This is a genomic window from Alteromonas sp. ASW11-130, assembly GCF_026183735.1.
Classification (GTDB): Bacteria; Pseudomonadota; Gammaproteobacteria; order Enterobacterales; family Alteromonadaceae; genus Alteromonas.
Map to the genome: position 1 here is coordinate 256,245 of NZ_JAPFRE010000027.1, position 24,790 is coordinate 281,034.

The 24,790-nt window shown below is 42.5% G+C and carries 21 protein-coding genes; 14 read left to right on the plus strand and 7 right to left on the minus strand.

Features of this window, described 5'->3' with window-relative positions; genetic code table 11:
• Positions 1 to 204: 204 nt before the first annotated feature.
• From OPS28_RS10285 to OPS28_RS10295, 3 genes are read left to right on the plus strand one after another with little or no spacing between them, the layout of a single operon-like run.
• On the plus strand, positions 205 to 2,046 hold the full coding sequence (locus OPS28_RS10285; RefSeq protein WP_265609365.1) for a glycoside hydrolase family 13 protein: 1,842 nt from the start codon (positions 205 to 207) through the stop codon (positions 2,044 to 2,046).
• Positions 2,047 to 2,083: 37 nt separating this feature from the next.
• Positions 2,084 to 3,571, plus strand: coding sequence for an MFS transporter (locus OPS28_RS10290; protein ID WP_265609366.1), 1,488 nt, complete (start codon positions 2,084 to 2,086; stop codon positions 3,569 to 3,571).
• A complete protein-coding gene (locus OPS28_RS10295) occupies positions 3,571 to 5,256 on the plus strand; it encodes an alpha-amylase family glycosyl hydrolase (protein WP_265609643.1) in 1,686 nt (561 codons plus the stop codon). Before OPS28_RS10290 ends, OPS28_RS10295 begins: the two co-directional genes overlap by 1 nt.
• On the opposite strand, the gene OPS28_RS10300 is transcribed toward OPS28_RS10295, so the two are convergent.
• The 3 genes from OPS28_RS10300 to OPS28_RS10310 all read right to left on the minus strand — a co-directional run bounded on the left by OPS28_RS10300 (position 5,257) and on the right by OPS28_RS10310 (position 7,268).
• Positions 5,257 to 6,291 (minus strand): LacI family DNA-binding transcriptional regulator, encoded by a 1,035-nt coding sequence (locus OPS28_RS10300; RefSeq protein ID WP_265609367.1) that lies wholly within the window; start codon positions 6,289 to 6,291, stop codon positions 5,257 to 5,259.
• Between the two features lie 115 nt (positions 6,292 to 6,406).
• On the minus strand, positions 6,407 to 6,799 hold the full coding sequence (locus OPS28_RS10305) for a hypothetical protein (protein ID WP_265609368.1): 393 nt from the start codon (positions 6,797 to 6,799) through the stop codon (positions 6,407 to 6,409).
• A gap of 34 nt (positions 6,800 to 6,833) precedes the next feature.
• Positions 6,834 to 7,268, minus strand: coding sequence for a hypothetical protein (locus OPS28_RS10310; RefSeq protein WP_265609369.1), 435 nt, complete (start codon positions 7,266 to 7,268; stop codon positions 6,834 to 6,836).
• A gap of 233 nt (positions 7,269 to 7,501) precedes the next feature.
• On the opposite strand from OPS28_RS10310, the gene glnS reads away from it, so the two are divergent.
• Complete coding sequence (gene glnS, locus OPS28_RS10315) at positions 7,502 to 9,169, plus strand: glutamine--tRNA ligase (RefSeq protein ID WP_265609370.1); 1,668 nt, start codon at positions 7,502 to 7,504, stop codon at positions 9,167 to 9,169.
• 62 nt (positions 9,170 to 9,231) lie between these two features.
• On the opposite strand, the gene OPS28_RS10320 is transcribed toward glnS, so the two are convergent.
• Complete coding sequence (locus tag OPS28_RS10320) at positions 9,232 to 9,978, minus strand: YciK family oxidoreductase (RefSeq protein WP_265609371.1); 747 nt, start codon at positions 9,976 to 9,978, stop codon at positions 9,232 to 9,234.
• Positions 9,979 to 10,285: 307 nt separating this feature from the next.
• Between OPS28_RS10320 and OPS28_RS10325 the strand changes: the two genes are divergently transcribed.
• The 6 genes from OPS28_RS10325 (at position 10,286) to OPS28_RS10350 (ending at position 18,444) form a co-directional block, all read left to right on the plus strand.
• Positions 10,286 to 12,940 carry a VolA/Pla-1 family phospholipase gene (locus OPS28_RS10325; protein ID WP_265609372.1) on the plus strand — a complete coding sequence of 885 codons (2,655 nt, stop codon included), beginning with the start codon at positions 10,286 to 10,288 and terminating at the stop codon, positions 12,938 to 12,940.
• A gap of 141 nt (positions 12,941 to 13,081) precedes the next feature.
• Positions 13,082 to 15,616: an acylase gene (locus tag OPS28_RS10330; protein WP_265609373.1), complete on the plus strand. Its 2,535-nt coding sequence runs from the start codon at positions 13,082 to 13,084 to the stop codon at positions 15,614 to 15,616.
• Positions 15,617 to 15,700: 84 nt separating this feature from the next.
• The gene (gene sohB, locus OPS28_RS10335; RefSeq protein ID WP_265609374.1) at positions 15,701 to 16,714 is read left to right on the plus strand and encodes a protease SohB; all 1,014 of its coding nucleotides are present in this window, start codon (positions 15,701 to 15,703) and stop codon (positions 16,712 to 16,714) included.
• A 9-nt stretch (positions 16,715 to 16,723) separates the two neighbouring features.
• Positions 16,724 to 17,350 carry a TetR/AcrR family transcriptional regulator gene (locus OPS28_RS10340; protein WP_265609375.1) on the plus strand — a complete coding sequence of 209 codons (627 nt, stop codon included), beginning with the start codon at positions 16,724 to 16,726 and terminating at the stop codon, positions 17,348 to 17,350.
• A 3-nt stretch (positions 17,351 to 17,353) separates the two neighbouring features.
• A complete protein-coding gene (gene tmpT / locus OPS28_RS10345; protein WP_265609376.1) occupies positions 17,354 to 17,998 on the plus strand; it encodes a thiopurine S-methyltransferase in 645 nt (214 codons plus the stop codon).
• Complete coding sequence (locus OPS28_RS10350; RefSeq protein ID WP_265609377.1) at positions 17,995 to 18,444, plus strand: YaiI/YqxD family protein; 450 nt, start codon at positions 17,995 to 17,997, stop codon at positions 18,442 to 18,444. Before tmpT ends, OPS28_RS10350 begins: the two co-directional genes overlap by 4 nt.
• A 38-nt stretch (positions 18,445 to 18,482) precedes the next feature.
• Here the strand turns inward: OPS28_RS10350 and OPS28_RS10355 are convergent, their stop codons facing one another.
• Entirely contained in the window at positions 18,483 to 18,842 is a 360-nt protein-coding gene (locus OPS28_RS10355; protein WP_265609378.1) for a hypothetical protein, read from the minus strand.
• Between the two features lie 108 nt (positions 18,843 to 18,950).
• Here OPS28_RS10355 and OPS28_RS10360 point away from each other — a divergent pair, with 108 nt between their 5' ends.
• Both OPS28_RS10360 and OPS28_RS10365 read left to right on the plus strand, forming a co-directional pair.
• Positions 18,951 to 19,712, plus strand: a complete 762-nt coding sequence (locus OPS28_RS10360; protein WP_265609379.1) for a Nif3-like dinuclear metal center hexameric protein — start codon at positions 18,951 to 18,953, stop codon at positions 19,710 to 19,712.
• 2 nt (positions 19,713 to 19,714) lie between these two features.
• Positions 19,715 to 20,473 carry a methyltransferase domain-containing protein gene (locus OPS28_RS10365; RefSeq protein WP_265609380.1) on the plus strand — a complete coding sequence of 253 codons (759 nt, stop codon included), beginning with the start codon at positions 19,715 to 19,717 and terminating at the stop codon, positions 20,471 to 20,473.
• On the opposite strand, the gene OPS28_RS10370 is transcribed toward OPS28_RS10365, so the two are convergent.
• The gene (locus OPS28_RS10370; RefSeq protein WP_265609381.1) at positions 20,457 to 20,951 is read right to left on the minus strand and encodes a glutathione peroxidase; all 495 of its coding nucleotides are present in this window, start codon (positions 20,949 to 20,951) and stop codon (positions 20,457 to 20,459) included. The genes OPS28_RS10365 and OPS28_RS10370 overlap by 17 nt on opposite strands.
• Before the next feature lie 98 nt (positions 20,952 to 21,049).
• Here OPS28_RS10370 and OPS28_RS10375 point away from each other — a divergent pair, with 98 nt between their 5' ends.
• Both OPS28_RS10375 and OPS28_RS10380 read left to right on the plus strand, forming a co-directional pair.
• Positions 21,050 to 21,916, plus strand: a complete 867-nt coding sequence (locus tag OPS28_RS10375) for an NAD(P)-dependent oxidoreductase (protein ID WP_265609382.1) — start codon at positions 21,050 to 21,052, stop codon at positions 21,914 to 21,916.
• 289 nt (positions 21,917 to 22,205) lie between these two features.
• On the plus strand, positions 22,206 to 23,033 hold the full coding sequence (locus tag OPS28_RS10380; RefSeq protein WP_265609383.1) for a DUF4198 domain-containing protein: 828 nt from the start codon (positions 22,206 to 22,208) through the stop codon (positions 23,031 to 23,033).
• A gap of 88 nt (positions 23,034 to 23,121) precedes the next feature.
• On the opposite strand, the gene OPS28_RS10385 is transcribed toward OPS28_RS10380, so the two are convergent.
• Positions 23,122 to 24,786, minus strand: a complete 1,665-nt coding sequence (locus OPS28_RS10385) for a response regulator (RefSeq protein WP_265609384.1) — start codon at positions 24,784 to 24,786, stop codon at positions 23,122 to 23,124.
• Positions 24,787 to 24,790: the final 4 nt, after the last annotated feature.

Sequence of the window (24,790 nt, forward strand, 5' to 3'; positions counted from 1 at the left end):
AATATCCTCACCTGTTAACGATTTGCTAACATAAGGGATGAAGTGATTAGAAAACGGGCTATTATAGTTGAAACGTGTTTGTCGTTGAACGTGCATTGTGCTTTGTCCGCATGGGCTCGCTGAAGCCATGCGATGCTGAAACATCTTCCCGCTTCGTTACTATCTTAGATTCTCAGCTTGAACGGCTCACGCTTGGAACGCGTTATGACTAAATTTAAACTATTTTGTTGGCTCTGCTTTGTATGCTTCTCCCAACACACTCTTGCAATAAAAGTTTCTCCACCCAATTGGTGGGCTGGCATGAAACACGAAACCCTTCAAATAATGATTGCGAGGGACAATATCGCGGGAGCGCAAGTAAAGGTAGATCATCCTGGCGTTAGCGTAACAGCAGTTAATTCATTAGATAGCGCTAATTACTTATTTATTGATCTTGCAATTAGCGACGCTAAGCCGGGTAGTTTCCCTATCCGGTTTTTTAAGCATGGTAAGATAATAGATAAAGTAAACTATAAATTAAAAAAGCGAGATGATGGCTCAGCCACTCGTCGCGGATTCGATTCCACCGACAGCATTTATTTAATCACTCCTGATCGCTTTGCTAATGGTGATAGTCAAAATGATACTGTAGAAGGCTATGAAGATAAGCTAAACCGTAATTTTAAAGGCGGTCGTCATGGGGGTGATATTCAAGGAATGATAAACCATCTGGATTATATTGCGGATATGGGATTTACTCAGATTTGGACAATGCCTATGCTTGAAAATGCAATGGAGCACTATTCCTATCATGGTTATTCCACTACCGATTTCTACAAAATTGATCCACGCTATGGCTCGGAAGAGCTTTATCGGCAGCTTTCTGACAAAGCCGCCGACTATGGGATAGGTGTCATTATAGATGTGGTCCTTAATCATATTGGCAGTGAACACCCCTGGATGACGGATAAGCCAAGTGAAGATTGGATCAATCATAAAGCGTTTTCGCCAACTTCTCATCGCCGAGAAGTATTACACGATCCACACGCAGCCTATGAAGACAAAGCAGCATTTAGTGATGGGTGGTTTGTACCGACTATGCCGGATTTGAATCAGCGCAATCCCTATCTTGCACAATATTTAATTCAGAATGCCATCTGGTGGGTTGAGTACGCTAATTTAAGTGGCATACGCGTGGATACCTATTCCTATTCTGATAAAGATTTTTTAAGTCAGTGGACTGCTCGGTTGATGAAAGAATACCCAAACTTAAATATTGTGGGCGAAGAATGGTCAGTAAATCCTCTCATTACGTCTTACTGGCAAAAGGGTACCCACCGCCATGACGGTTACGAAAGTGCCTTACCTAGTGTAATGGACTTTCCTTTGCAATCGAAGCTGGTAAGCGCGCTTCGGAGCGACGAAACCTGGGCTACAGGCTTGCGTGAACTCTACGAAGTATTAGCCAGTGACTTTGTATATGGAAATGCGGGTAATCTAGTCGTGTTTGCTGATAATCACGATATGAGCCGTATTTATACTCAGATTGGTGAAGACAAAGCACTCTGGAATATTGCCCTAACCTTCATACTTACCACGCGTGGTATCCCTCAGGTATTTTACGGTACTGAGATATTGATGGGGAATTCTGGCACCGATGACCACGGTATTATCCGCAGCGATTTTCCAGGTGGCTGGCAAGGCGATACAATAAATGCGTTTACTAAAATAGGCCTAAGTAAAGACCAAATGTGGGCGCAAAACAGAATCAGGCAGTTGCTGTCGTTACGTAAAATGCACCCAGGTTTGATGTCAGGAAACCTCACTCACTATGGTCCACAAGAAGGTATGTATGTTTATTTCCGCCATACTGAAACACAATATGATAAAGCATTAATGGTGGTAATTAACAAGAATGAGAAAAGTGAAGAATTGTCGTTGTCCAGATTCAATTCGATGCTTAAAGGATTCAGTCGCGCGACGCGTTTGGGTAACGAAAAAGCAATTGCCCTAGACAACAATATGACTGTACCCGCAAAAAGTGCCTCAGTTTGGCTATTACAGTAGCCCTGAAGTTTAGAATAACAATAACCACGAGAAATTTATGCAATCACAACAACCCAAATTAAGCTTCTGGCAAATATGGAACGTCAGTTTTGGTTTTTTAGGTGTTCAATTTGGTTTTGCTCTGCAAAACGCCAATGTCAGCCGAATTCTATCTGATTTAGGTGCGGATCTGCATTCACTTTCACTTTTCTGGCTGGTTGCACCTGTCATGGGCTTATTAGTGCAACCTATTGTCGGGGCCGCTTCTGATAGAACGTGGAACAGACTAGGCAGACGTCGACCGTTTATATTGGGCGGTGCTATTCTGGCGGCTATCGGCATGTTTTTAATGCCAAACGCCCCTTTATTTGTTGCTTTAATGGCGCCCATGATATTCGGTGCACTAATGCTCGCATTGATGGATGCATCCTTCAATGTGTGTTTTCAACCGTTTCGTTCATTAGTTTCCGATATGGTTCCGCCTGAGCAACGCAACATTGGATATTCGGTGCAATCGCTACTTATCAATATAGGGGCGGTAATAGGTTCTATTCTGCCATTTTTACTTACAAATGTGGTTGGCCTGTCTAACTCCTCCAGCGCGGGGGAAGTGGCGCCATCAGTAATCTGGGCATTCTACATTGGCGCAACAATCTTACTGGGGTCAGTCCTGTGGACTGTTATTCGTACAAAAGAATATTCTCCTACAGATTATTACAGATACAAGGGCGTAGATCCTAAACTTGCTGAAGCCGAAGCGGCTTACAAAGCACCGTTGAATCAAAGATTAAAGCAATTCATTTCGCTTGTAATAAATATGCCCACTACAATGAAGCAATTGGCTGTCGTGCAGTTTTTTTCGTGGTTTGCACTGTTTATTATGTGGGTATATACGATGCCAGTCATTACCCAACATATCTGGAATATAGATAAGCAATGGTTTGATCCGGATTTTATTGCGCAAGTGGGGAGCATTCCGGAGTCGGTTATCGCCGCAAAAGGTGCCGCAGGTGACTGGGTAGGTATTTTGTTTGCCGCTTACTCGGTTTTTGCTGCGATATTCTCAGTATTTTTAGCCAAATTAGCAGATAAGTTTGGGCGCAAATTCATCTATTCGTCATCATTACTTTTAGGGGGCATCAGTTATGTGAGTTTCCTGGCCTTCCAGGATCTTACCCCCGTGAATGTGAATCTTCTTATCACCCAGGTTACGGTTCCTGCGGGTGCCGTTGATTTATTGTTGCCCATGATAGGGATTGGTATTGCCTGGGCAGCAATTCTGGCTATGCCCTATGCAATGTTAGCTGGTGCATTGCCGCCAAACAAAACGGGTATCTATATGGGGATATTTAATTTTACCGTTGCGTTACCGCAAATTGTGTCTGGTCTGGTTGCGGGTTGGATACTTAGTTCAGTATTTGACAATGAGGCCAAATACATCATCGTCGTCGCAGGGGTTTCAATGATATGTGGTGCGGTTGCTGTCTTCTTCGTAAAGGAACCTAAATTAGCCGCGATCGTAAATGAAGAAGGTGAGGTCGTTTGATGCTGTTACAAAAGTATTCGTTAGCGTTATTCGCTCTCGCGAATGTCGGCTTACTAGGGTGCAGTACTAGTCAACAAACTTCTGAAGACGCCGTAACGCATATCTATGGCACTAAAGAACCTTTTACTGCCGAAGCTATTTACTTTGTGATGACAGATCGTTTTGTAGATGGGGATGCGAGTAATAATTACCCTCAACAAGGTGGTCAGTTTCCTACCTGGGAACGCAAGCTTAATGGTCCTGATGGTAAGTACGCTAACGTAGGCTACATGGGTGGGGATCTCAAAGGAATTTTACAAAATGCCCAATATATAAAAAATATGGGCTTTACCGCTATCTGGCTAACTCCCATCATCGATAATCCCAATGAAGCATTCAGCGGTGGGAAACCTATTGAATTCGGCGGTATGTTCAAAGATGGGGGGAAGACAGGTTATCACGGCTATTGGGGCACTAACTTTTATAAAGCCGATGAACATTTTGTGAGTGCAGACCTGACTTTTGCTGATTACACTCACCAGCTAAAGCAGAACTATGGTCTTAAAACGGTATTCGACATTGTAGCGAACCACGGTTCACCTAGTTTTACGATGCCAGTCGATCAACCCATGTTCGGAGAGCTTTATGATGAAAAAGGCGGGCTGGTGGCCGACCATCAGAATCTATTACCCTCAGAACTAAATGAAGATGAACCTTTACACGCATTTTTTCACCATACAAAGGACATTGCCGAGCTATCAAATTTAAACGAACAAAATGCTGACTTGCGTAATTATTTAATTAATAGTTATCTGTTCTGGATAGAGCAGGGAGTTGATGCACTGCGAATCGATACGATTAAACATGTTCCCCACAGTTTTTGGCGGGAAATGAGTGAGCGAATCCGCAGCGAACACCCTGGCCTTTATATGTTTGGCGAAAGTTTTAACTATGAAGCAAATTTTATTGCTCAACATACCTTACCAAAAAATGGCGGAATTAGTGTATTAGACTTCCCCATGCAAAAGGCAATGGTAGACGTGTTTGAAGATGCCGAAAGCGATTTTGCTCACTTGTTAGATGCATTACATCTTACCCATGGCCCTTATGCTAATCCCTATGATCTCACCACGTTTTACGATAATCATGACATGAAACGAATGAATGCGTCAGACGACGGTTTTATTAATGCTAATAATTGGTTATTTACCGTGCGAGGGATCCCGGTCGTTTATCAAGGCTCTGAAATGGGCTACATGAGAGGAACACAAGAGCATCAAGGCAACCGTAATTACTTCGGCCAGGACAATATCGAAAGCGCAAAAAAGCATATTATTCATCAAAAACTGTCTGCGATTGCACACGTCAGACAGCAAACCCCGGCATTGCAGCGGGGGTTACAAGTGAATATTAAATTAAAAGGCGATAAGGCTATTTTTTATCGTATTCTGCAAGATGATACTATCTCCCAGACCGCCTTAGTATTGCTGAACAAAGGCAGTTCAACAGAAAGCTTTGTAGTTAAACATATTCTAAAGACAGGATTATGGCGAGAAGCTTTATCCGGAGAGGAACAAACCATTACTGATGACAAAATGTTTGCCAGTAGAGTTGCGGCGAATAGTGTTCAGGTTTGGGTCAACGAAGATAAAATAGTCGCAGCTAATATATTGCAACAGCTTACCCGCCAAATGAATAAGCAATAACTACTTATTTGTGCTACCGCAGGATTGGCGGATAATCAATTCTGCTGGCATTAAATAATCCTCCACATCTACTTTATTGATCGCCTTCAATAAGGTCTCTACTAAAATCTCTCCAGCTTTTTTTGTGTTTTGTTGTACGGTCGTTAGCGCTGGATTCGTGTAGGCTGAAACTGGGATATTATCGTAACCTACTACGGCTATATCCTGGGGTACGCGTAACGAAGTTTTTCCTAGTGCCCGAAGCACACCAACGGCAATCAAATCCGATGCGCAAAACACTGCATCCGGGAAAATCTTTTTCTCAAGCATGCTTTTCATCGCATCAGAACCAGAGTCTTCTGTTAAATATGCGTCGAGTTGAATTATATCTTGGGGTGAGATTCCCTGTTTTTTAAGAGCATCTGTAAAACCGGTGAAGCGTGCTAAAAATTCAGGCGCATGACTATCGGCATCGCCAATAAAAGCAAACGTTTTATGGCCCAGAGACAGTAAATGTTCGGCAATTTCGTAACCACCTTGATAATTATCGCTACCTATAATAATTCCCGGATGAATCTTATCGTGTGCACCCCAGCGAACAAAATGCGTTCCTTGCTCTTCTAGCTGTGAAAGCTTAGTTCGATAGGAAAGATAATCGTCACCATATCCCAATAGGATTATGCCATCAGCCTTATTTGAATCCTCAAATTCCGCATGCCAGTCGTCCTCCAGATTCTGAAATGAAACGAGTAAATCGTAGCCCGCGTTTGCGCACGCCCGAGTAATACTTCCCAGCATAGAAAGAAAAAAAGGATTGATCATAGAATCGTCGGAAGTAGGGTCTTCAAATAGTAACAGGGCAATAGTGTTGCTTTTCTGTTTGCGCAAATTACTGGCGTTTTTATCAACCTTGTAATTTAACTCACGGGCTATTTGTTGAATTCGTTCACGGGTTTCTTTATTCACTAAAGGGCTATTGCTAAGCGCCCTGGAAACAGTAGACTGAGATACGCCTGCCATATGAGCAATATCGAAGGAAGTTGCTTTTTCTTTCATAATTCAAACAGCGAACAGTACGCAAAATTCATTTAAAATTATAATACCACAAATCTAAACGCAAACTTTTGCCTAAAACTGTTTTTAATCAGATCAATTTATCAAGTTGATTAGCCTATATCTCTTCAAATACTCTATCTCTACGCTCTAATGTTTTATGGCTTGAACGGCCGTGACTGAGTAAGTTCCGATGAGAAGTGAAAAGCATATTTAAAATAACTCTTCTTTCACTCCCTTTATGTCTGCAATGAAAGCCTTCTGCATTTTCAATAAATAAAGTTCCTGCTGGTCCGGTTATTGGTGGAATGCGATCTTTGAACCTTTCGGCCACTTCGCTTGCAGGAACAATCTGTCGGATTACGTCCCACAGCTTTATTTTTTTCGCACTGCCTTTCACATATATATGATAAGAGGATTCTTGTAATACGTCAGTGAGGTAAACGAAAATATTTAACGATTCCCATCCAGCATAATCAAAATGTAATTTATTTTGGTTATGGTCGGGCAAGTAAGTTTCGGGTCTGGTGACAAACAGTTAGGCTTCAATTAGTTCTGGCTCGTTTAAAATAATTTTGCAGTAATAAAAGTAACGCTGGATCTTTACTAAGCTGCCGAATTTCATCTGAAACCTGATGAACAAATTTGTATTCATTTAACGGTAGCTTATCGGTTTTGTTACGAATATTCCTAACTAGATCGGAAGGCAGCTGGCCTAAGATCGCTAAGCCGTCAGATTTTAATCTCTTAAGTATGTTGTTGGGGCAATGAGTGGGTAAAGTACTATCTTGGTAAGCAACTATTTTCTTAGGTTGCGAAGACTTTAAGAGTCTGAATGCGACTTTTCGCCAAGGCCTGAAATGAATCAGTTGCCTTGTTATGGTCACTACTCCATTGATTTTAAGCTTCTTAGTCAGTTGTTTTAGCGATGCTAAACACTCCACTAAAAAGTGGGTTTTAAATTGTGAAATTTCAGACATTGCTAATTACTCCCTTAATAACAAATATCGTCTGATTATTTACATGCTTATAATTGCATCTGTTTTTAGCTAGCTTGCATAATTTATAACCACTATTCAATTTTTTTGTAATATCAGAACGTTTGCTCAGATAATTAGAAGTATACTTTGTGATTTAGCGGTATTGCTCTTTGTTAGCCGATGATATAATTGAATTCATTGCATACCAGAATTGTTTTAAGAGGATAATAAGCATGGCCGAGACTGAGATTCGTCCGACCAACTTTATACGTCAGATCATTGAAAAAGACCTGGCATCAGGTGTACATACTGCTATCAAAACCCGTTTTCCGCCTGAGCCTAATGGCTTCTTGCATATTGGTCATGCTAAATCAATTTGCCTGAACTTTGGTATTGCGCAAGATTTTAAAGGTATGTGCAACTTACGGTTCGATGACACTAATCCAGTTAAAGAAGACATCTCCTACGTTAATTCTATAAAAGAAGATGTTCATTGGTTAGGGTTTGATTGGGGGGGCGAGGCGAAATATTCTTCCGATTACTTCGATAAGTTGCATGGTTTTGCCATCGAGCTTATTGAGAAAGGCTTGGCATATGTTGATTTTTCTTCGCCAGAGCAAATTCGTGAATTGCGCGGCACGTTAACCGCACCGGGTACAAACAGCCCTTATCGTGACACCGACATATCGACGAATTTAGAAGCATTCGCTGACATGACTGCCGGTAAATATAAGGAGGGCGAGTGTTGTTTGCGTGCCAAGATAGATATGGCGTCATCTTTTATATGTATGAGGGATCCGGTTCTATATCGTGTGAAGTTTGCCCATCATCATCAGACGGGTGATAAATGGTGTATCTATCCGATGTATGATTTTACTCACTGTATCTCTGATGCTCTTGAAGGGATCACTCATTCGTTATGTACATTAGAGTTTCAGGATAACCGCAGGTTGTATGACTGGGTTATCGAAAATATATCGATTGATTGCCAACCTCGACAGTACGAGTTCTCGCGCTTGAATCTTGAATATACTGTTCTCAGCAAAAGACGATTAATTCAATTAGTTACCGAAGACCATGTTGACGGCTGGGATGACCCCCGGATGCCTACTATCGCCGGTTTGCGCAGGCGTGGTTACACACCTGCATCGATACGTGAATTCTGTAAACGTATTGGTGTAACTAAAATGGATAATATGGTTGAGATGGGGATGTTAGAGGCCTGTATCCGTGAGGATCTTAATGTTAATGCACCAAGAGCTATGGCAGTGCTTGAGCCAATCAGGCTCGTTATCGAAAATTATCCAGAAGGACATAGCGAAACGTTAACGGCCCCGAATCACCCCAATGATGAAAGCATGGGGACGCGAGAAATTAAGTTCAGCCGCGAGATTTGGATCGAAGCTGAAGATTTCCGTGAATCAGCAAATAAAAAGTTTAAACGTTTAGTGCTAGATAAAGAAGTACGTTTACGAAATGCTTACGTGGTGAAAGCTGTTCGTGCGGATAAAGATGAGGCGGGTAATATATCGACAGTCTATTGTGAGTATGACCCAGACACACTCGGTAAAGATCCAGAAGATGGACGTAAGGTTAAAGGCGTTATTCATTGGGTAGACGCGAAAAGTGGTACGCCAGCAGAGTTTCGTCTCTATGACCGATTATTTAATGTACCTAACCCAGCTGCTCAGGAAGATTTTGTTAACGCCATAAATAGTCACTCTCTTACCGTGAAGAAAGGGTGGGTTGAAGCAGGGCTTGCCATCGATAACGATGAAGTTAATGCATGGCAGTTTGAACGCACAGGTTATTTCTGTCGCGACAAAGACAGTAGTGATGAAGCGTTGATTTTCAATCAGACCGTTGGTCTTCGGGATACCTGGGCAAAAATAGGGGAGTAGATCTACTTAGCCCTGACAAAACAAGCGAGCCGTTATCATCTACGGCTCGCTCGTTTTATGGTTTACCGCTTCGGTTGGCAATCCAACGATTGGCCGTTGATTTCAATACTATCGTCACCCATTAAGTACAGATATAGAGGCATAATGTCTTCTGGTGTTTTGAGCGTATCAGCGTTCTCAGCAGGGAATGCACTTGCGCGCATTTGGGTTTTGGTCGCGCCCGGGTTTATGCAATTAAAGCGAATGTTGCGATTAGTATATTCAGCGGCCAGGACCTGCATCATGCCTTCAGTAGCAAATTTAGAGACAGCATAACCATTCCAGAACGAGCGGCCCTTTCGGCCAACGCTAGACGTTGTCAATATAACAGATGCGTTATCTGATGCGCGTAATACAGAAAGAAGTGACTTAATCAAAAATGCAGTACTATTTACATTTACCTGCATGATTTGTTGCCATTGGTCAGGCTCTATATCTGCAAAAGGACCGATATGACCCAATATCGATGCATTAAACAATATCCCATCAAGTTGTCCAAACTGTTCTTTGATTGTCATCGCCATCTGATCATAGTGTGAAGGGGTCGCACCGTTAAGATCTAATGGAATGATAGCGGGTTCCGGATAGCCTTTTTCTACAATTTCATCATAAACTTTTTCTAATTTGCTGACGGTGCGGCCTAATAATATGCACGTGGCTCCATATTCTGCATAGGTTTTAGCAGCGACTGCTCCTATACCATCACCGGCTCCTGTAATTAAAATAATTTTATTTTTTAAAAGTGCGCAAGGAGCCTGATAATCATTCATGTAAATAGTATCCTGATATGAATTTAAAATATCTTGAATTGCTGGCTGATCAGCTATGAAGGCAAAGAATGATACCTGTTAAGGCCGTAAAGTAAATATTCAATTCAACTGCATTTTTTACGTTTTGACTTACAAAGTATTAACAAACCTTTGCAAAGTTCCTGTAAAGTCAATAAGATTGGCTTTATACAACTGGTCTAACATGTTTACATTTCGCTTTTGTTTATCTTCTTACGAAGCTTTTCCAAAAGAAGAATGATTGAAAGCGAACAAATAGAATAACAACAAAGGTTTTAAGGGAGAAACAATGAGAAAACTCTTTATCAGCTCCAGTGTTGCTCTTGCACTTGGACTAACAGGCTGTGGCGGTGGTGAAACCATCGAAGATGTACAGGCAGAAACAACTACCGTTAGCCCATCTTCCCGCATCGTTTTCGACCCGGCTGAGGGTGAACTGAATACACCAAATGATCTTCTTATGTTACCAGGGGACGATGGTTTCTTTGATTACACGTTAAACATACCTGTAGATGATGCTACAGATTTTTCTGACCCTCAAAATGCTTTAAATATATTGGATGGGTGGTCTACGCAACATCCTTTCGTTATCAACGTTGAAACCGATACTGGCGTATCACTTGATGAGTCAACCTTATCTGCTGGTATTCACATTTATGAAGCTACGTTGGGACTCGATCAGTCAGATCCAGATTGTGCCCAAGCCGAAATCCCATCTTCGGGATGTAAAATTGGTGATAAATTAACCTTTGGGGTGGACTATGTATTAAGTCTTGTAGACAGTGATACGATTTCCGTCGTGCCGTTGAAACCTTTGAAGGCAGCCCAAGGTCATATGCTGGTGATGACTACGGACTTAAAGGATTCTAATGGTAACGCAGTTCAAGGGTCCACATCTTGGGATTTAGTACGCCAGGATATTAATACCAATCCGTTGTCGAGTGATTCACAGCTTCAGCTTCAGACGCTAGTAAATAGCTTTATTGATCCATTGCTTGAAGAAGGCTTTGAACGTGAAAACATAACGTATGTATCTGCGTTTACCACGCAGTCTACGGATTTTGTATTGCAGTCAATCAAACAGAAAATGATTGCTGAATTTGCGGCCCGTGCAGCCGCTGAGGACCCAGCTGCTGGCTCAGCCTTACCGGCTATTGTTATTGCTGATGCTGAAGACGCTAAGAATTCTATGGAAGCGTTGAATCTGGTTGATGATGATACCTTAGACGGAGCGGTCTTGCTGGGCATCTCAGAACTTCCACAAGAATCTGAATCGTTAGAGCCGTTCATAACCGCTACCGATTTCAGTTCGTTACAGTCCTGTGACGGTTTATTTGCAGCTCAAGCTGGTGCGTTCGTAGCTACAACAGGGAATACTACAAGTATTCCAACCGTCGATGCCGGTTTAGACAGTTTTGCAGCCGAGTTGTCAACGAGTATTCTTGCTGAAGTAGGTCCATTTTGTGCGGCTAAGCGTTACGAAGGGACTATCAGCTTACCCTATTATCTAGGCGTAGCTTCTGCCGAAAACCCAACAGCTCCGGTAACCGGTTTTTGGACTGCAGCATGTGACAGCGGAATCGTATTAGCAGGCGCGTCAGACGAAGTGCTAGCGGCTGCTACGCCAGGCCCGAACTTTGAGATGTGTCAACAGCTTGGACTATCGGACTTGCGGGTAAATGGTGAATTAGTAGATAAAGACCGCAATATTACCCGATTCAACCCAATCCCAGAAGAAACCGGTCCCAATGAAGGTAAGGTAACACTCGAGGTACAAGTAACGGTGCCTGATGTGGATGTAGCCAATGCTATATTAACCTCAGTAAACATGTCGCCGATTGCAAAGCCGGAAGCTGGCTGGCCTGTGGTAATACTTGCCCACGGCATCACCAGTAAGAAAGAAGATATGCTGGCAATCACTGGAACACTATCCCTTGCAGGTATTGCCTCCGTAGCCATTGATCATCCTTTACATGGGAGTCGTGGATATGATCTCGACTCAACCAAAGAAGGTGATGAGATTAATGCTACTACAGTAAGTGCAACGCACTACATGAATTTAGCAAGCTTACCAACTACCCGTGACAATCTTCGTCAAAGTGTTGCCGATTTACTGGGCTTGCGTCTTGGCTTAAATGCTGTGGTTGATATGACGTCTGCAGATGCCGCTGACTTCGACCTTTCACGTGTTTCCGTTATGGGTGTATCTTTGGGTGCAATGACGGGCGGTAACTTTGCAGCGGTGGCTAACACCACAATGGGTGAGCAACTAGGTGCGCTAGACGGAATGTATGCTATTAAAGAAGCATCTTTAGAGTCTCCAGGGGGTGGTGTAGCCACATTTTTACTGGAGTCGCAGTCTTTCGGCGGCCTGATTAAAGGGTTTTTATTGAGAGAAAGTTCACCTGAGTTTGTGGATATGCTTGGTCAACTTTATCCCGATACTGATCCGGCAGATGTGTCCGAAGCGCAGCTTGTTGCGGCGTTTGAGATGTTTTATGACAATGCAACACCAGAACAGTTAGCCGAGGTTCAAGCTACGTTAAGTAAGTTTGCCTTTGCTGCGCAAACCGTTGTTGATTCAGCAGATCCGAACAATTACGGTAAAATGTTAGGTGAAAATACGCCTGTTCATATGATGACCGTAATCGGCGATGGTGGAGAGGAAAATCTCCCAGATCAAGTAATTCCGCCCACTACGTCATTACCTTTGTCAGGTCAGAATCCTCTGGCATCAGTAATTGGCCTTGAGCAAGTTTCATCAACGGTTACTGGCGAAAGCACAGTAAGTGGACAAGTGAAGTTTGTTAAAGGTGTGCATGGTTCAAGTTTGAACCCTGTTTATCCTGATGTAACAGAGGAAATGCAAAAAGAAGTGGCAGGATATATATCTAGTGATGCAAAAGCTATCGTTATTACAAACGAAGAAGTGGTAGCAAACTAAGAAGCAATATGTAGCTCCTCTATCTAAAAAAAGCCAGCATTCGCTGGCTTTTTTTGTACGCCAAACAAGTTGTTAACGGGTTGTTAAGAGGTCTGATCTGTGCAATGCTAGAAGTTCCTCAAGATTATCAAGGACGTTAATATGCGAATCATAAAGTTCAATAATAATAAACAGATTAAGCAATCATTATCTTTGCTCGCGGGCGCGTGTATTTTAGCACTGGGAACAGGCGGGTGCGGAAGTGATCCAGATTATGAGGTAACTCAGACGACTCCCCCCGACACATCAGAGCCCGCTCTAGTTGAAGCACCTGTTACTGCCTTTGATGAAGACGGCGTGTTAACAGCGGATATAAGGTGGACAACCTACGGGGTACCGCATGTTAAGGCAGATAATCTTGAAAGTATGGCTTATGGCGTGGGGTACGCATTTGCGCAGGATAATTTATGCATATTGGCTGACCAAATTGTAAAATATAATTCTGAACGCGCAAAATATTTTGGTCCTGATTTGGAGCTGGGTAGCGGCGACTCTAAGCATCTAATAAACGATTTCGGCTTTCTGACGTTAGAAATCAGAGAGATGGCAGAAGATAATTTACCACGTCTTTCTGCTAACAGCCGTGCAATGTTTAGCGGCTACACGAAAGGCTACAATAAATATTTGGCAGAAACGCCAGTAGAAGAACAAGATCCAGCTTGTGCAGGCCAGCCGTGGGTGCAGGAAATAGATAGTATCGATCTGCTAACGTATTCATTGGGGGTGGCGTTACTCCCAGGCGCAGCGAACTTTTTAGATGCGATGTTTGCGGCTGCCCCCCCAGGTAAAGACTTCCTCCCAACACCTGATACCGTAGATACCACGAGTAAGCTATTAATGACACCTAGTGTCGAATTACCAGAGAACAATCCCCAGGACATGGGCTCAAATGGTTGGGGATTAGGTAGTGATAAAACTACAAATGGAAAGGGGATGGTGTTAGCTAACCCGCATTTTCCTCACACCGGCAATCTACGTTTCTGGCAATTTCATGCGATGATCCCCGATCATCTGAACGTGACTGGCAGTTCGCTAATGGGTCTACCCGGTGCCGTGAATATCGGATTTAATGAAAATATGGCTTGGACCCATACTTTCTCTACGGCAGAACATTTTGTAGTGTATCAATTGACATTAGATGCTGATGACGAAACAAATCTTACACATAGGGTAGATGGTCAACCCATCACTATTTTCGAAAAAGATATGCAAATAGAGGTGGCTGACGGTACAGGTTCAACAATGAAGCTGAACAAAACTGCTTACTATACAAATTATGGACCAATGATTGTAGTACCCGGAAACTTTGAATGGGATGACACGAACGCATATGCAATTAAAGACGCCAACCTGCCTAATTTCGATATTGTCGATCATTGGCTAGCTATGAATATGTCCTCCAATATAGAAGAGTTTAAACAGGCATTTAAAGATTACGATGGTGTTATCTTCAACAATACAATGGCCTCATCAAAAGATGGTGAAGTGTTTTATATTGATGACTCCACCGTTCCTAATCTCACTGAAACAGCCATAGAAGAGATGACGACGAATCCATTATTAGTAGGAGCAAAAGCGGCTGCGGGCTTTACTATATTGCCAGGTCACTTATCTGTATTTGATTTTGAACGCCCCGTTCCCTATGAGAAGGCGCCAAAATATGAGGGTAATGATTATGTTCAAAACTCCAATGACAGTTTTTGGTTGACGAACTTGGAATCGCCAATAGAAGGCGTTTCTCCTTTATATGGAAAAACAAACAATCAGCAAAGCCTGCGTTCTCGAATGGGGCAGAAATTTATTCATGAAGAAGCCGGAGCAGATAGTACGTTTGCCCCAGATGAAGTTGAAGGGTTGTTGTTGAGTAATCGTAGTTACTTAGCAGAAAACGTATTGAGTAGCTTACTACAATTATGTGAGAGACAAGGTACTACGCCAGTTAATGTCGACGGGGAAATGGTCGATATCTCGGCAGCGTGTTCTGCGCTCGCCACATGGGATGGGACGATGAATAAAGAAAGCGTGGCTGGACATGTATTCAGAGAATTTGCTTTCCAATTTAATAACGATCCTCAATGGGAAGTGCCGTTTAATCCAGATGAACCAGCGACTACTCCATCAGGATTGTTGCAGAATGATGTAACACTAAGTCAATTCGCGCAGGCAGTGCAGGTTCTTAAAGCGGCGGGCGTTTCACCGGCTGCGACTCTCGGCGAAGTTCAGTTTGTGGAGCGGAGCTTACCTGATGGCACTCCTTCTGGTAATAAATTACCGTGGGCGGGCGCGCATAATATCGAAGGCGGTTTCAACGTTTTTGATATTGTTTCAGGGAACAATGGAACATTATTGCCGCGTCATACTTATGCACCCCTGAATAGCGATACCATCATGAGTGCTGAAGCACAAGGCTACCATATTAACTACGGTAGTAGCTGGATGGTGGTTATCAACTTCACGGAAGATGGGCCAGAAGGACGAGGTCTATTGACGTACTCCCAGTCCAAAGTGTACGGAAGCGATCACTTCCTTGATCAAACTGAATTATATTCTGAAAAGCCACAGTTTAGACCTATTCTGTTTACTGAGGACGAAATAGAAGAAAACAAAATTAAGCAGCTAACACTGTCGTCAGAGTAAGTTAACACTGGTAAACTACTGTAAATAGTAGTGCGCAAAAGGACCACTATGGTCCTTTTGTTTTATATTTTATAGGAGTTGAGTTTGGAGTTTTTGTACGAATATGGGCTATTTTTAGCGAAAGCAGTAACCATTGTCGTGGCCTTAATCGTTATTGTGGCAGTTATTGCAGGTGCAGCCAGCAAACAAAAACAAGGCAAAGGACAGCTGGAAATTTTATCGCTTACTAATCAGCTCAAAGATATTACTCAGTATGCGCGAAATGTATTGCTAGACAAAGCAACCCTTAAAAAACTGGCAAAAGAGCAGAAAAAAGAAGAAAAGGCAAAGAAGGATGAGGCTAAAGATAAGTCTCGTTTATTTGTTGTCGATTTTCATGGCTCAATGGATGCCCACGAGGTAGAACGTTTACGTGAAGAAGTCACCGCGATTTTGTGTGTCGCCAGCGACGAAGATGAAGTACTACTTCGTCTTGAAAGTGGCGGGGGAGTAGTGCATGGCTATGGTTTAGCCGCTTCGCAATTGCAACGCCTTAAGGATAAAGGGCTTAAGCTAACCATTGCGGTTGATAAAGTCGCAGCAAGTGGCGGCTATATGATGGCATGTGTTGCTGATCATTTATTGGCTTCACGTTTTGCTTACATAGGTTCAATTGGCGTGTTAGCACAGTTACCAAACTTTCATAAACTGCTTAAAAAGAATGATATTGAATTTGAGCAGCACACCGCCGGTGAATATAAACGAACGCTCACTATTTTTGGTGAAAATACTGATGCGGGTAGAGAAAAGTTTCGTGAAGAAATTGAAGAAATCCACGACATGTTTAAAGACTATGTACAAAGTCAGCGTTCAAAAATGGATATAGATAAAGTAGCCACGGGTGAGTTTTGGCCCGGAGTGAAAGCAAAAGAGCTAGGCTTAGTGGACGAAATCATGACGTCGGATGATTACATTTTATCCAACTATCCAAAACGCGAAATTTTCAGCGTCAAGTACACCGTTAAGAAAAATATGGCGGAGAAATTAGGGGTTTCTTTTGCTCAGGCCGCAGAGCGGACCGTTATGCGTGTCCTCAGCCAGGCTAAAAGCTGGTTTTAAATTGCGGTCATGTCTACAAAGACGAAAGTACGTATTTTAAATGCCGCAGAGATGCTTTTTGCCGAACAAGGATTTCAGCAAACATCGATGCGGCAAATTACTTCACAAGCAGAAGTCAATCTCGCTTCAGTTAACTATCATTTCGGCAATAAGAAAAATTTGATTCAATCAGTTCTCAAACGCTATTTTGATGATTTGATGCCGCTGGTAGAGTGCGCTTTGAATTCTGCACAAAATACCTCCATCCGCGCCGTGCTGGAGAAACTGATCGAACCTGTTATGTCGCTAAATGAACTGCGCCCTGGCGGAACAGAGATCTTTGTGAAGTTACTTGGGCATGGTTACAATGAAACACAAGGTCATTTACGTAGATTTATAATGACCCACTATGGCTCCACCATTTCTAAACTAACGGTGCTGATACAAAGTTGTTTGCCTAGCGTTGAAGATGAAGAGCTCTTTTGGCGACTTCATTTTGCGCTCGGCAGTTTTGTATTCTCCATGTCTTCTAGCCAGGCTTTAAAAGAAATAGCAGCATCCGATTTTCACCAGCAAGTAAATATTGAAGATGTCATTAGGCATTTGATCCCATTTGTTTCGTGTGGAATTGAAAGTGGTATTGCGAGGGTAGAGTAACGTATGGATAAACAGTTTTGGTATGACCGCTGGGAAAAAGAAGAAATAGCTTTCCATGAAGATACAGTCAATCCTCGTTTGACAAAATATATTCAGCGGATTTCTCCAATGGGCGGACATGTCTTCGTACCCTTATGTGGTAAAACCCTCGATATAGGTTGGCTGCTGGAAAACGGCTATAAAGTAACGGGAGTTGAATTAAGCCGTACAGCAATAGATTCGCTTTTTGAGCAACTTCGGCTTTCACCCAAAGTTAGAGATATGGGGAAATTTGTTGTTCATTCGGCTGCTGGAATCACCATTTATGAAGGTGACTTTTTTGATTTAAAACAAATCCATCTTTTAGAAATTGATTGTGTGTATGACCGTGCTTCTTTAGTGGCACTACCGCAAGGATTGAGAAAACAATATGTTACGTTACTTCCGCAAATTACAAGTCATGCCCCGCAGTTATTGATTACATTACACTACGATATTACTCAAATGGATGGACCACCATTTGCGATCACCAGCGAAGACATAAGAACATATTACCAGCAATTATTTACGTTAACACGGGTAGAAACGGTTAACATGCCAAACAAGCTAAAAGGTAAATGCGAAGCCACCAGCACCACTTGGTTACTTACAAAGAAGGACGTCGAATGAAGATATGGGTAGATGCTGACGCATGTCCTGTGGCAATAAAAGAGATTTTATTTAAAGCCGCACTTAGAACTAAAACGGAAACTACGTTTGTAGCAAATCATTCGTTTAGACTTCCGGCACACCGTTTTGTTAATCTTATGCAGGTTGAGAAAGGCTTTGATATCGCGGATAACGAGATCGTTAGACGTGTAGAAGCTAACGATCTCGTCATCACATCTGATATCCCTCTTGCCGCTGAAGTAATTGAGAAGAACGCATTAGTGCTTACACCTAGAGGAGATGTGCTAGATAAGCAAAATGTAAGGCAACGTTTAAATATAAGAGACTTTATGGATACGATGCGTAGTAGCGGTGTACAAACGGGAGGGCCCTCAGCGATGAATCAAAAGGACAAACAAAACTTCGCTAATTTTTTGGATAGTACTTTAAGAAGGGTAAAAGGATAAACGCCTTCTTAAAAGAAGAAGGCGAAAGAGTACAAGGCTTAACGGGGAGGTATTGACCCAGGGTTTTCCTGTTCGGTTTTATCTACCCAAAATGCTTTCACAGAAAAGCCTCCTTTTTTAGTTTTAGAGGTTTTTGTAGACTTGGTTTTTTTACCAGCCGATTGATCAGTATTGCTGCTTTTAGCTTTTGCTTTCTCAGCAGGTTTAGATTCTGCGTTAGTGTTTTTGCTTCCTGCCAACTCTTCAGACCATTCCTGTAGCTGGGCTAAACGCATATTCTTTCCACCATTAACACTGTACCAGCCGCCCTTGGCTTCTATTTCAGGCTCTTTTCCTTCCGCTTTTTTAAAGTTTTTGGTGAAATCAGCTACTACCTTATCTTTATCTAAATCACTCATTATAGTTATGACTCTTTGTTCCTGGTTAACGATAAAATCAATGCGAATTTGTATAGACTATGTTTTTATAACGCTTTCTTAACGATATGTCTAATTTTAGGTGAAATTGTGAGCACTACAAGATCGCAGCTGTTACAAGAATTAAACGATTTACTGCAACCGGATAAAGTAAACGACTACTGTCCAAATGGACTGCAAGTCCAAGGAAAAAAAGAGATAAATTTGATAATTACCGGAGTCACTGCTTCTCAGGCTCTTATAGAACGGGCTATTGCCAGTAATGCTGATGCGGTTTTAGTACATCATGGCTACTTTTGGAAAGGCGAGTCGCCAACGATTACCGGAATAAAATACAACCGCGTTGCTTCTTTAATTAAAAACGACATCAATTTGTTCGCGTACCATTTGCCTATTGATATTCATCCCGCATTCGGCAACAACGTACAATTGGGAAAAATGCTAGAGTTAGATGGAATTAGTGCAGCTCCTTCTTTCTCCCCTGAAGGAATAGTTTTCCAGGGACATTACAATCAACCTAAATCAAGAAAGGAATTTGGTGACCTCATAGCCAATAGATTAAAAAGGGTGCCGTTGGTCGTAGGGGAGTCGACAAGAAAAATAGCAAAAGTGGCGTGGTGTACTGGTGGTGGGCAAAGTTTTATCGAACAGGCCCTTGCGCTGGGCGTCGATGCATTCGTCAGCGGCGAAATTTCTGAACAAACTACGCATATTGCCCGCGAATCAGGAATTCATTATTTCGCCGCAGGACACCATGCTACAGAACGATACGGCGTAAAGGCCGTGGGCGAATATTTGGCCTCAACGTTAGATGTAGATGTGGAATTTATCGATATTGATAATCCGGCGTAATTATGAGTACCACGAAGAGTGACGTGCATTTTGACGGCTTGGCAGATAAATTCGCCGCCAATATCTATGGCACGACTAAAGGACAATTAAGACATAGAGTGTTAATTCATGCCTTAACGAAGGTGCTGGAATCCCCATCTCAAACTGTTATTGAAGTGGGTGGGGGAACAGGCTTGATGACTAAAGTATTTCTAGAGGCTGGTCATGACGTAGTGTTTACAGATGCATCGGCAGAAATATTAGAGCATGCCAAATTAAATTTAGACGGCATGGCAAACGTTGCGTTTCGTCATCAGCAATTACAGGAAGTATCAGATTTTCATCAATTTGACATCATTGTGTGTCACGCGGTGCTTGAGTGGTTGCACGCGCCACTAGATACGTTGTCCCTCATGCTCAATCAGATGAAGCCAGGTAGTCGCTTGAGCTTAAGTTTTTTTAACTACGATGCCACGCTTTTCACGAATGCGCTTTACGGCAATTTCGATTACATTGCACAGGGAATGAAAGTAAAAAATCAGGTTAAACTTAACCCTAAAAACCCATTACGCCCGATGCACGTTATTGAGCATGTGAAGAGCGAAGGACTAGTCGTGGAACAAGTAACTGGCGTGCGTTGCTTTCATGATTACATGAAAGTCAAACCTGACAACGAGGAACAGTTGCAAAAGTTACTGGAGCTGGAGCTTCAACATTGCCAACAAGCTCCTTTTAAATGGCTGGGAAAATACGTACACCTGCTGATTAGGAAGCCCCATTAATGTAACGTTTAATTTCTGTGGTCAACGATTCAGGCTTAAAGGCGGGGGAAAAACGCCGGACTACTTTTCCTTCGCGATTAACTAAAAATTTAGTGAAGTTCCACTTAATGCGTTTTGATGCCAATAATCCGCGGGCTTCAGATTTAAGGTATTCAAAAAGTGGATGCGTATTGTCGCCATTTACTTCTATTTTTTTGAATAATGGGAAAGTAATTGAGTAGTTAAGGTTACAAAATTGCTTTATTTCCTCGTCGTTACCAGGCTCTTGATGACCAAACTGATCGCAGGGGAACGCGAGCACTGAAAACCCGTGACTAGAATATTGTTGATAGAGCTTTTCCAGACCTTCATACTGATACGTGAACCCGCATTTGCTAGCGGTGTTGACGATTAGCAGCACTTGGCCCGCAAATTCCTTTAACGATATTTCACTGCCATCGTTTTTTGTTGCGCTAAAATCGTAAGCCGACTTATCCATATGTTTCCTTTACTATATTTTTACACCGAAGATATATGATGTCGTGATTCTTTGATAGTATTCTAAGACAACTTTTTAATTAGTGTATTACAGATTTTATGAAGATATCCAATGTGAGCTTTGTCGGGTTAGGAGTAATGGGGTTCCCGATGGCCGGGCATCTATCCTCTGCCGGGTACAATGTCACTGTTTTTAATCGCACCCAATCTAAAGCCCAGGAGTGGGCCAGTAAGTATTCAGGAAAGGTAGCTACATCCCTTACTGAAGCAGCGACAGATCAAGATATCGTTTTCATGTGTGTGGGGGATGACAATGATGTGTTGTCGGTCGGCAGTCAACTGCTAGAAAGCATGAAAAGCGGATCAATCTTAGTCGATCACACCACAGCATCGGCTGCCGTGGCGCGGGAAATTTATGCGGAAGCAAAAAGGTTAAAAATTGGTTTTATTGATGCCCCGGTTTCAGGCGGCCAGGCAGGTGCTCAAAACGGTCAACTTACTGTGATGTGTGGAGGCGAACAAAGTAACTTCGAGCGAGTAGAGTCGGTTATTCAATGTTATGCCCGCCATAGCCAATTGTTAGGCGACTGTGGGAGCGGTCAGTTAGCAAAAATGATGAATCAAATTTGCATTGCAGGTATTGTTCAAGGTTTAGCTGAAGCCCTTCACTTCGGTCAACAAGCGGGGTTAGATTGCGAACAAGTTATCAATGTTATCAGCAAAGGCGCGGCGCAATCCTGGCAGATGGAAAATCGCGCACATACTATGCTTAAGGGGGAGTATGAATTTGGGTTTGCGGTAGATTGGATGCGTAAAGACTTGGCAATAGCGTTAGATGAAGCCCGACGTAATGGCTCTACACTCGCATTAACAGCTTTAGTTGACCAGTATTATGCTGACGTTCAGAAACTGGGTGGAGAGCGCTGGGATACCTCAAGTTTGTTAACGCGTTTACGGAATAACTAGTTTATTGCAAACGAGTAGACTTCCCAGAGGCTATTGTAACGACCGCCAAAGTGGTGGTCGGCAACGCTTCGTCATCTGCTCATCAATACTATCTTAAATATCGACGGTGTTCGTCTCCATTCCTAAAGCGGTGATATCTTACAGTTTTTGTATATCAGAAAATGTTAAAATCTCGAAAAAGCACACGACCCCATACGCGTAGCTAACTCCACTTTACATTGACCGACGTGGTCATTCATTAATTTAAATAGGTATCAAACAAGCAAATACCACATTCAATAGAAAATAAATGAGATTCAGAAACAGGTTTGTTTTAGGGAGTTTATTAATCAGTCTAACTTCCCACGTTATGCCCCATGATTTTTGGCTTGAGCCGGGTCAGTACTATTACGATAAGCCGTCTTCCGTTCCCATTCAGTTTAAGATAGGTCATAAACATAATACTGATAGCTGGAACTTGCGGTGGGATAAAATCGTCGCGTTAAGAAACTATACCCCAAAAGGTGTTGTTGATATGGCTGCCAGCATAGTTCCAAAATCTACTTCATCCTCCGGTGTGGCTAAAACACAAAAGCTTCGGTCAGGTACTTATATTATTGGTTTTGAGAGCTATCATAGTGTGAGTGAATTGAAGGCTGATAAATTTAATGTCTATGCTCAAGAAGAAGGTCTCCATGACATTCTTAAATACAGAGAATCAAACGGAGTAACCAAATCCTCTGGAGTTGAATTATATTCACGCAAAGCAATAACCATTATTCAAGTTGGCAATGAGTTATCGGCGAATGTAATGACTCCCGTGGGCCACACCCTGGAAATTGTGCCCCTGCGTCATCCCTATGACTTACCTGCCGATGGGGCGCTCGCCGCAAAAGTATTGTTTAAAGGCAAACCACTCCAGCACGCTCTGGTAGAAGCTGCTCCGTTGGCGGGGGCAGGGCATAATACCCAGACGATGCGAACAAATAGTCACGGACGTGTTATGTTTAACTTTACTGACAAAGGTCCTGTTCTTCTTAACGTAATCTGGGGCGTCCCGCTGATAAACAATAATCAGGCTGATTTCGAAACTTACTTTGCAAGTCTCACGTTTACGGTGAACCATTTAAGTGATTAATTTCTAATGGCTTAAACGATGCAATACCTACGTGGCTACGTGAAAGCTGCATAGTTTTGAAGTAATAGGATACGGGGTGTCAATAAAGTCAGCTATTATTCGAAGAAGGCTCTGATAAATTATCCATGTCAGGTAGGGGCTGCATAAACAGCTGCTTCTTTTTTGCGACCGCTTGCTGTAACTGTTCAAAACGCTTTTTGTTGGCTGCACTCATCTGATTCATTGTTTCCAGTGTAGCGATTAACCCCGGTACGGTGCACCGTCTATAGACAGGCTGTTTGGCTTCGACCATACATTGTAAAAGGTTCAACGGGAAGGCGGCAATATCGGGCATAAGCTGAGAGGCTAAATAAAACTTTTCCATAGCGTTCGAATATTTTTTATCGACGAACATGATGGTCCCTTGTTCGTTTAGCTCCGCAGCCCGTTCTTCGGCAATACCCATACTCAACTCGCCGGAATAAATGGCGTCTTTATTACTTACCTGTTCGGCAATACTCATTAAATTCTGATTTCGTTGATGCGCCATTACCACCAAATTTTTGGCGCGTTCTTTATCTCCCAAACCGTTATATACTTTCGCAGCGGTGAGCAAGGTGGGAGGATCCGTTCGGAAAAAAACCTGCATATTGTCGCCGCTGATATAGTGTTTGGCTTTTTCTTCATCCCCCTCTAGTAACGCTGAATAAGCGAGCAGAAAATCGCGCTTTTGTATGAGTTGCAAATCACCCTGATTGCGACCGGCGACACCCACCAGGCGTTTAGCCTGCATTACACTTTCAGCTCGATTACTCTGAGGCTGGTCTTCGGCAATGTTGAGATAAAAAGAAGCAAGTTCGAAGGTAAACTCGTTGAATTTGTCCCTGGCTGTTCGGTTTACCTCGCGTTTGCGCTGCAACAAGTCTATGCCTTCAATTACCTTGTCTTGTTTTTGGTACGAAATGGACTTTAATTTGGTGGCTTGTACACTCAGATCACTCACTTTAATTTGATCTAAAAAGTACTCAGCTTGAGGCCAATTTTGTTGTTCAAAACTAAGCCCCGCTAACCATTCGAAAGCTTTATCTTTTGCTAGATTTGTATTCACCATAGATTGAAGTTGCTCGGTACAGTGATGCCAGTCGCCATCGGCGTACTGACATTTAATTTTTCCCCACTGCGCCCACAACACCTTATCTGACTTTTCCAGCACCATATCGTATAAGTTGCGGGCCAATTTTATCTGACCTGCTTCAATTAACAGGCGTGCTTTGAGTTTTTGCACATCTGTTTTAATTTTCGATGGTAAAGTTTTCCGCATCAAGCTAGTTAGTTTGACTACTGCATCACGCGGGTCGTCATTATCTAACGAAAATAGAGCCGAGGAAACGTATTCTCGATAGTCGAGATAATGAAGGATTGAGCGCGTGATAGTGGCAATGGTGTAGGGTTTAATAATTAACATATCTGGATGCATATCAATTATTTGGCCAATAGTTTGAGGCATTCTATCGGAAGTGATAAAGATGATACCCGTGCTTGGCTTGATAAACCGGCTTTGCCTCAACTCCTGAACCCACTCAACCCCTGTTTTACTCTGTCCTAAATGAAAGTCCATTAGTATGAGTTCAAAGTTTTGTTTTTTTAATGCGGACTTAAGTTCTGTACCATTGCTAAAACTACTGATTTCAAATTGACCAAGTGGCAAAATATGGCTGCGGAGGTTCCCTCTTGCAGTTGCATTATCTTCAACAATAGCCAAGCGATACAGCATTTCT

What these genes read in the sequence shown, in the direction of transcription:
- OPS28_RS10285 (WP_265609365.1), top strand. Translation starts at nt 205, where the DNA reads ATGACTAAATTTAAACTATTTTGTTGGCTCTGCTTTGTATGCTTCTCC.
- OPS28_RS10290 (WP_265609366.1), top strand. Translation starts at nt 2,084, where the DNA reads ATGCAATCACAACAACCCAAATTAAGCTTCTGGCAAATATGGAACGTC.
- OPS28_RS10295 (WP_265609643.1), top strand. Translation starts at nt 3,571, where the DNA reads ATGCTGTTACAAAAGTATTCGTTAGCGTTATTCGCTCTCGCGAATGTC.
- OPS28_RS10300 (WP_265609367.1), bottom strand. Translation starts at nt 6,291, where the DNA reads ATGAAAGAAAAAGCAACTTCCTTCGATATTGCTCATATGGCAGGCGTA.
- OPS28_RS10310 (WP_265609369.1), bottom strand. Translation starts at nt 7,268, where the DNA reads ATGTCTGAAATTTCACAATTTAAAACCCACTTTTTAGTGGAGTGTTTA.
- glnS (WP_265609370.1), top strand. Translation starts at nt 7,502, where the DNA reads ATGGCCGAGACTGAGATTCGTCCGACCAACTTTATACGTCAGATCATT.
- OPS28_RS10320 (WP_265609371.1), bottom strand. Translation starts at nt 9,978, where the DNA reads ATGAATGATTATCAGGCTCCTTGCGCACTTTTAAAAAATAAAATTATT.
- OPS28_RS10325 (WP_265609372.1), top strand. Translation starts at nt 10,286, where the DNA reads ATGAGAAAACTCTTTATCAGCTCCAGTGTTGCTCTTGCACTTGGACTA.
- OPS28_RS10330 (WP_265609373.1), top strand. Translation starts at nt 13,082, where the DNA reads ATGCGAATCATAAAGTTCAATAATAATAAACAGATTAAGCAATCATTA.
- OPS28_RS10340 (WP_265609375.1), top strand. Translation starts at nt 16,724, where the DNA reads ATGTCTACAAAGACGAAAGTACGTATTTTAAATGCCGCAGAGATGCTT.
- tmpT (WP_265609376.1), top strand. Translation starts at nt 17,354, where the DNA reads ATGGATAAACAGTTTTGGTATGACCGCTGGGAAAAAGAAGAAATAGCT.
- OPS28_RS10350 (WP_265609377.1), top strand. Translation starts at nt 17,995, where the DNA reads ATGAAGATATGGGTAGATGCTGACGCATGTCCTGTGGCAATAAAAGAG.
- OPS28_RS10355 (WP_265609378.1), bottom strand. Translation starts at nt 18,842, where the DNA reads ATGAGTGATTTAGATAAAGATAAGGTAGTAGCTGATTTCACCAAAAAC.
- OPS28_RS10365 (WP_265609380.1), top strand. Translation starts at nt 19,715, where the DNA reads ATGAGTACCACGAAGAGTGACGTGCATTTTGACGGCTTGGCAGATAAA.
- OPS28_RS10370 (WP_265609381.1), bottom strand. Translation starts at nt 20,951, where the DNA reads ATGGATAAGTCGGCTTACGATTTTAGCGCAACAAAAAACGATGGCAGT.
- OPS28_RS10375 (WP_265609382.1), top strand. Translation starts at nt 21,050, where the DNA reads ATGAAGATATCCAATGTGAGCTTTGTCGGGTTAGGAGTAATGGGGTTC.
- OPS28_RS10380 (WP_265609383.1), top strand. Translation starts at nt 22,206, where the DNA reads ATGAGATTCAGAAACAGGTTTGTTTTAGGGAGTTTATTAATCAGTCTA.
- OPS28_RS10385 (WP_265609384.1), bottom strand. Translation starts at nt 24,786, where the DNA reads ATGCTGTATCGCTTGGCTATTGTTGAAGATAATGCAACTGCAAGAGGG.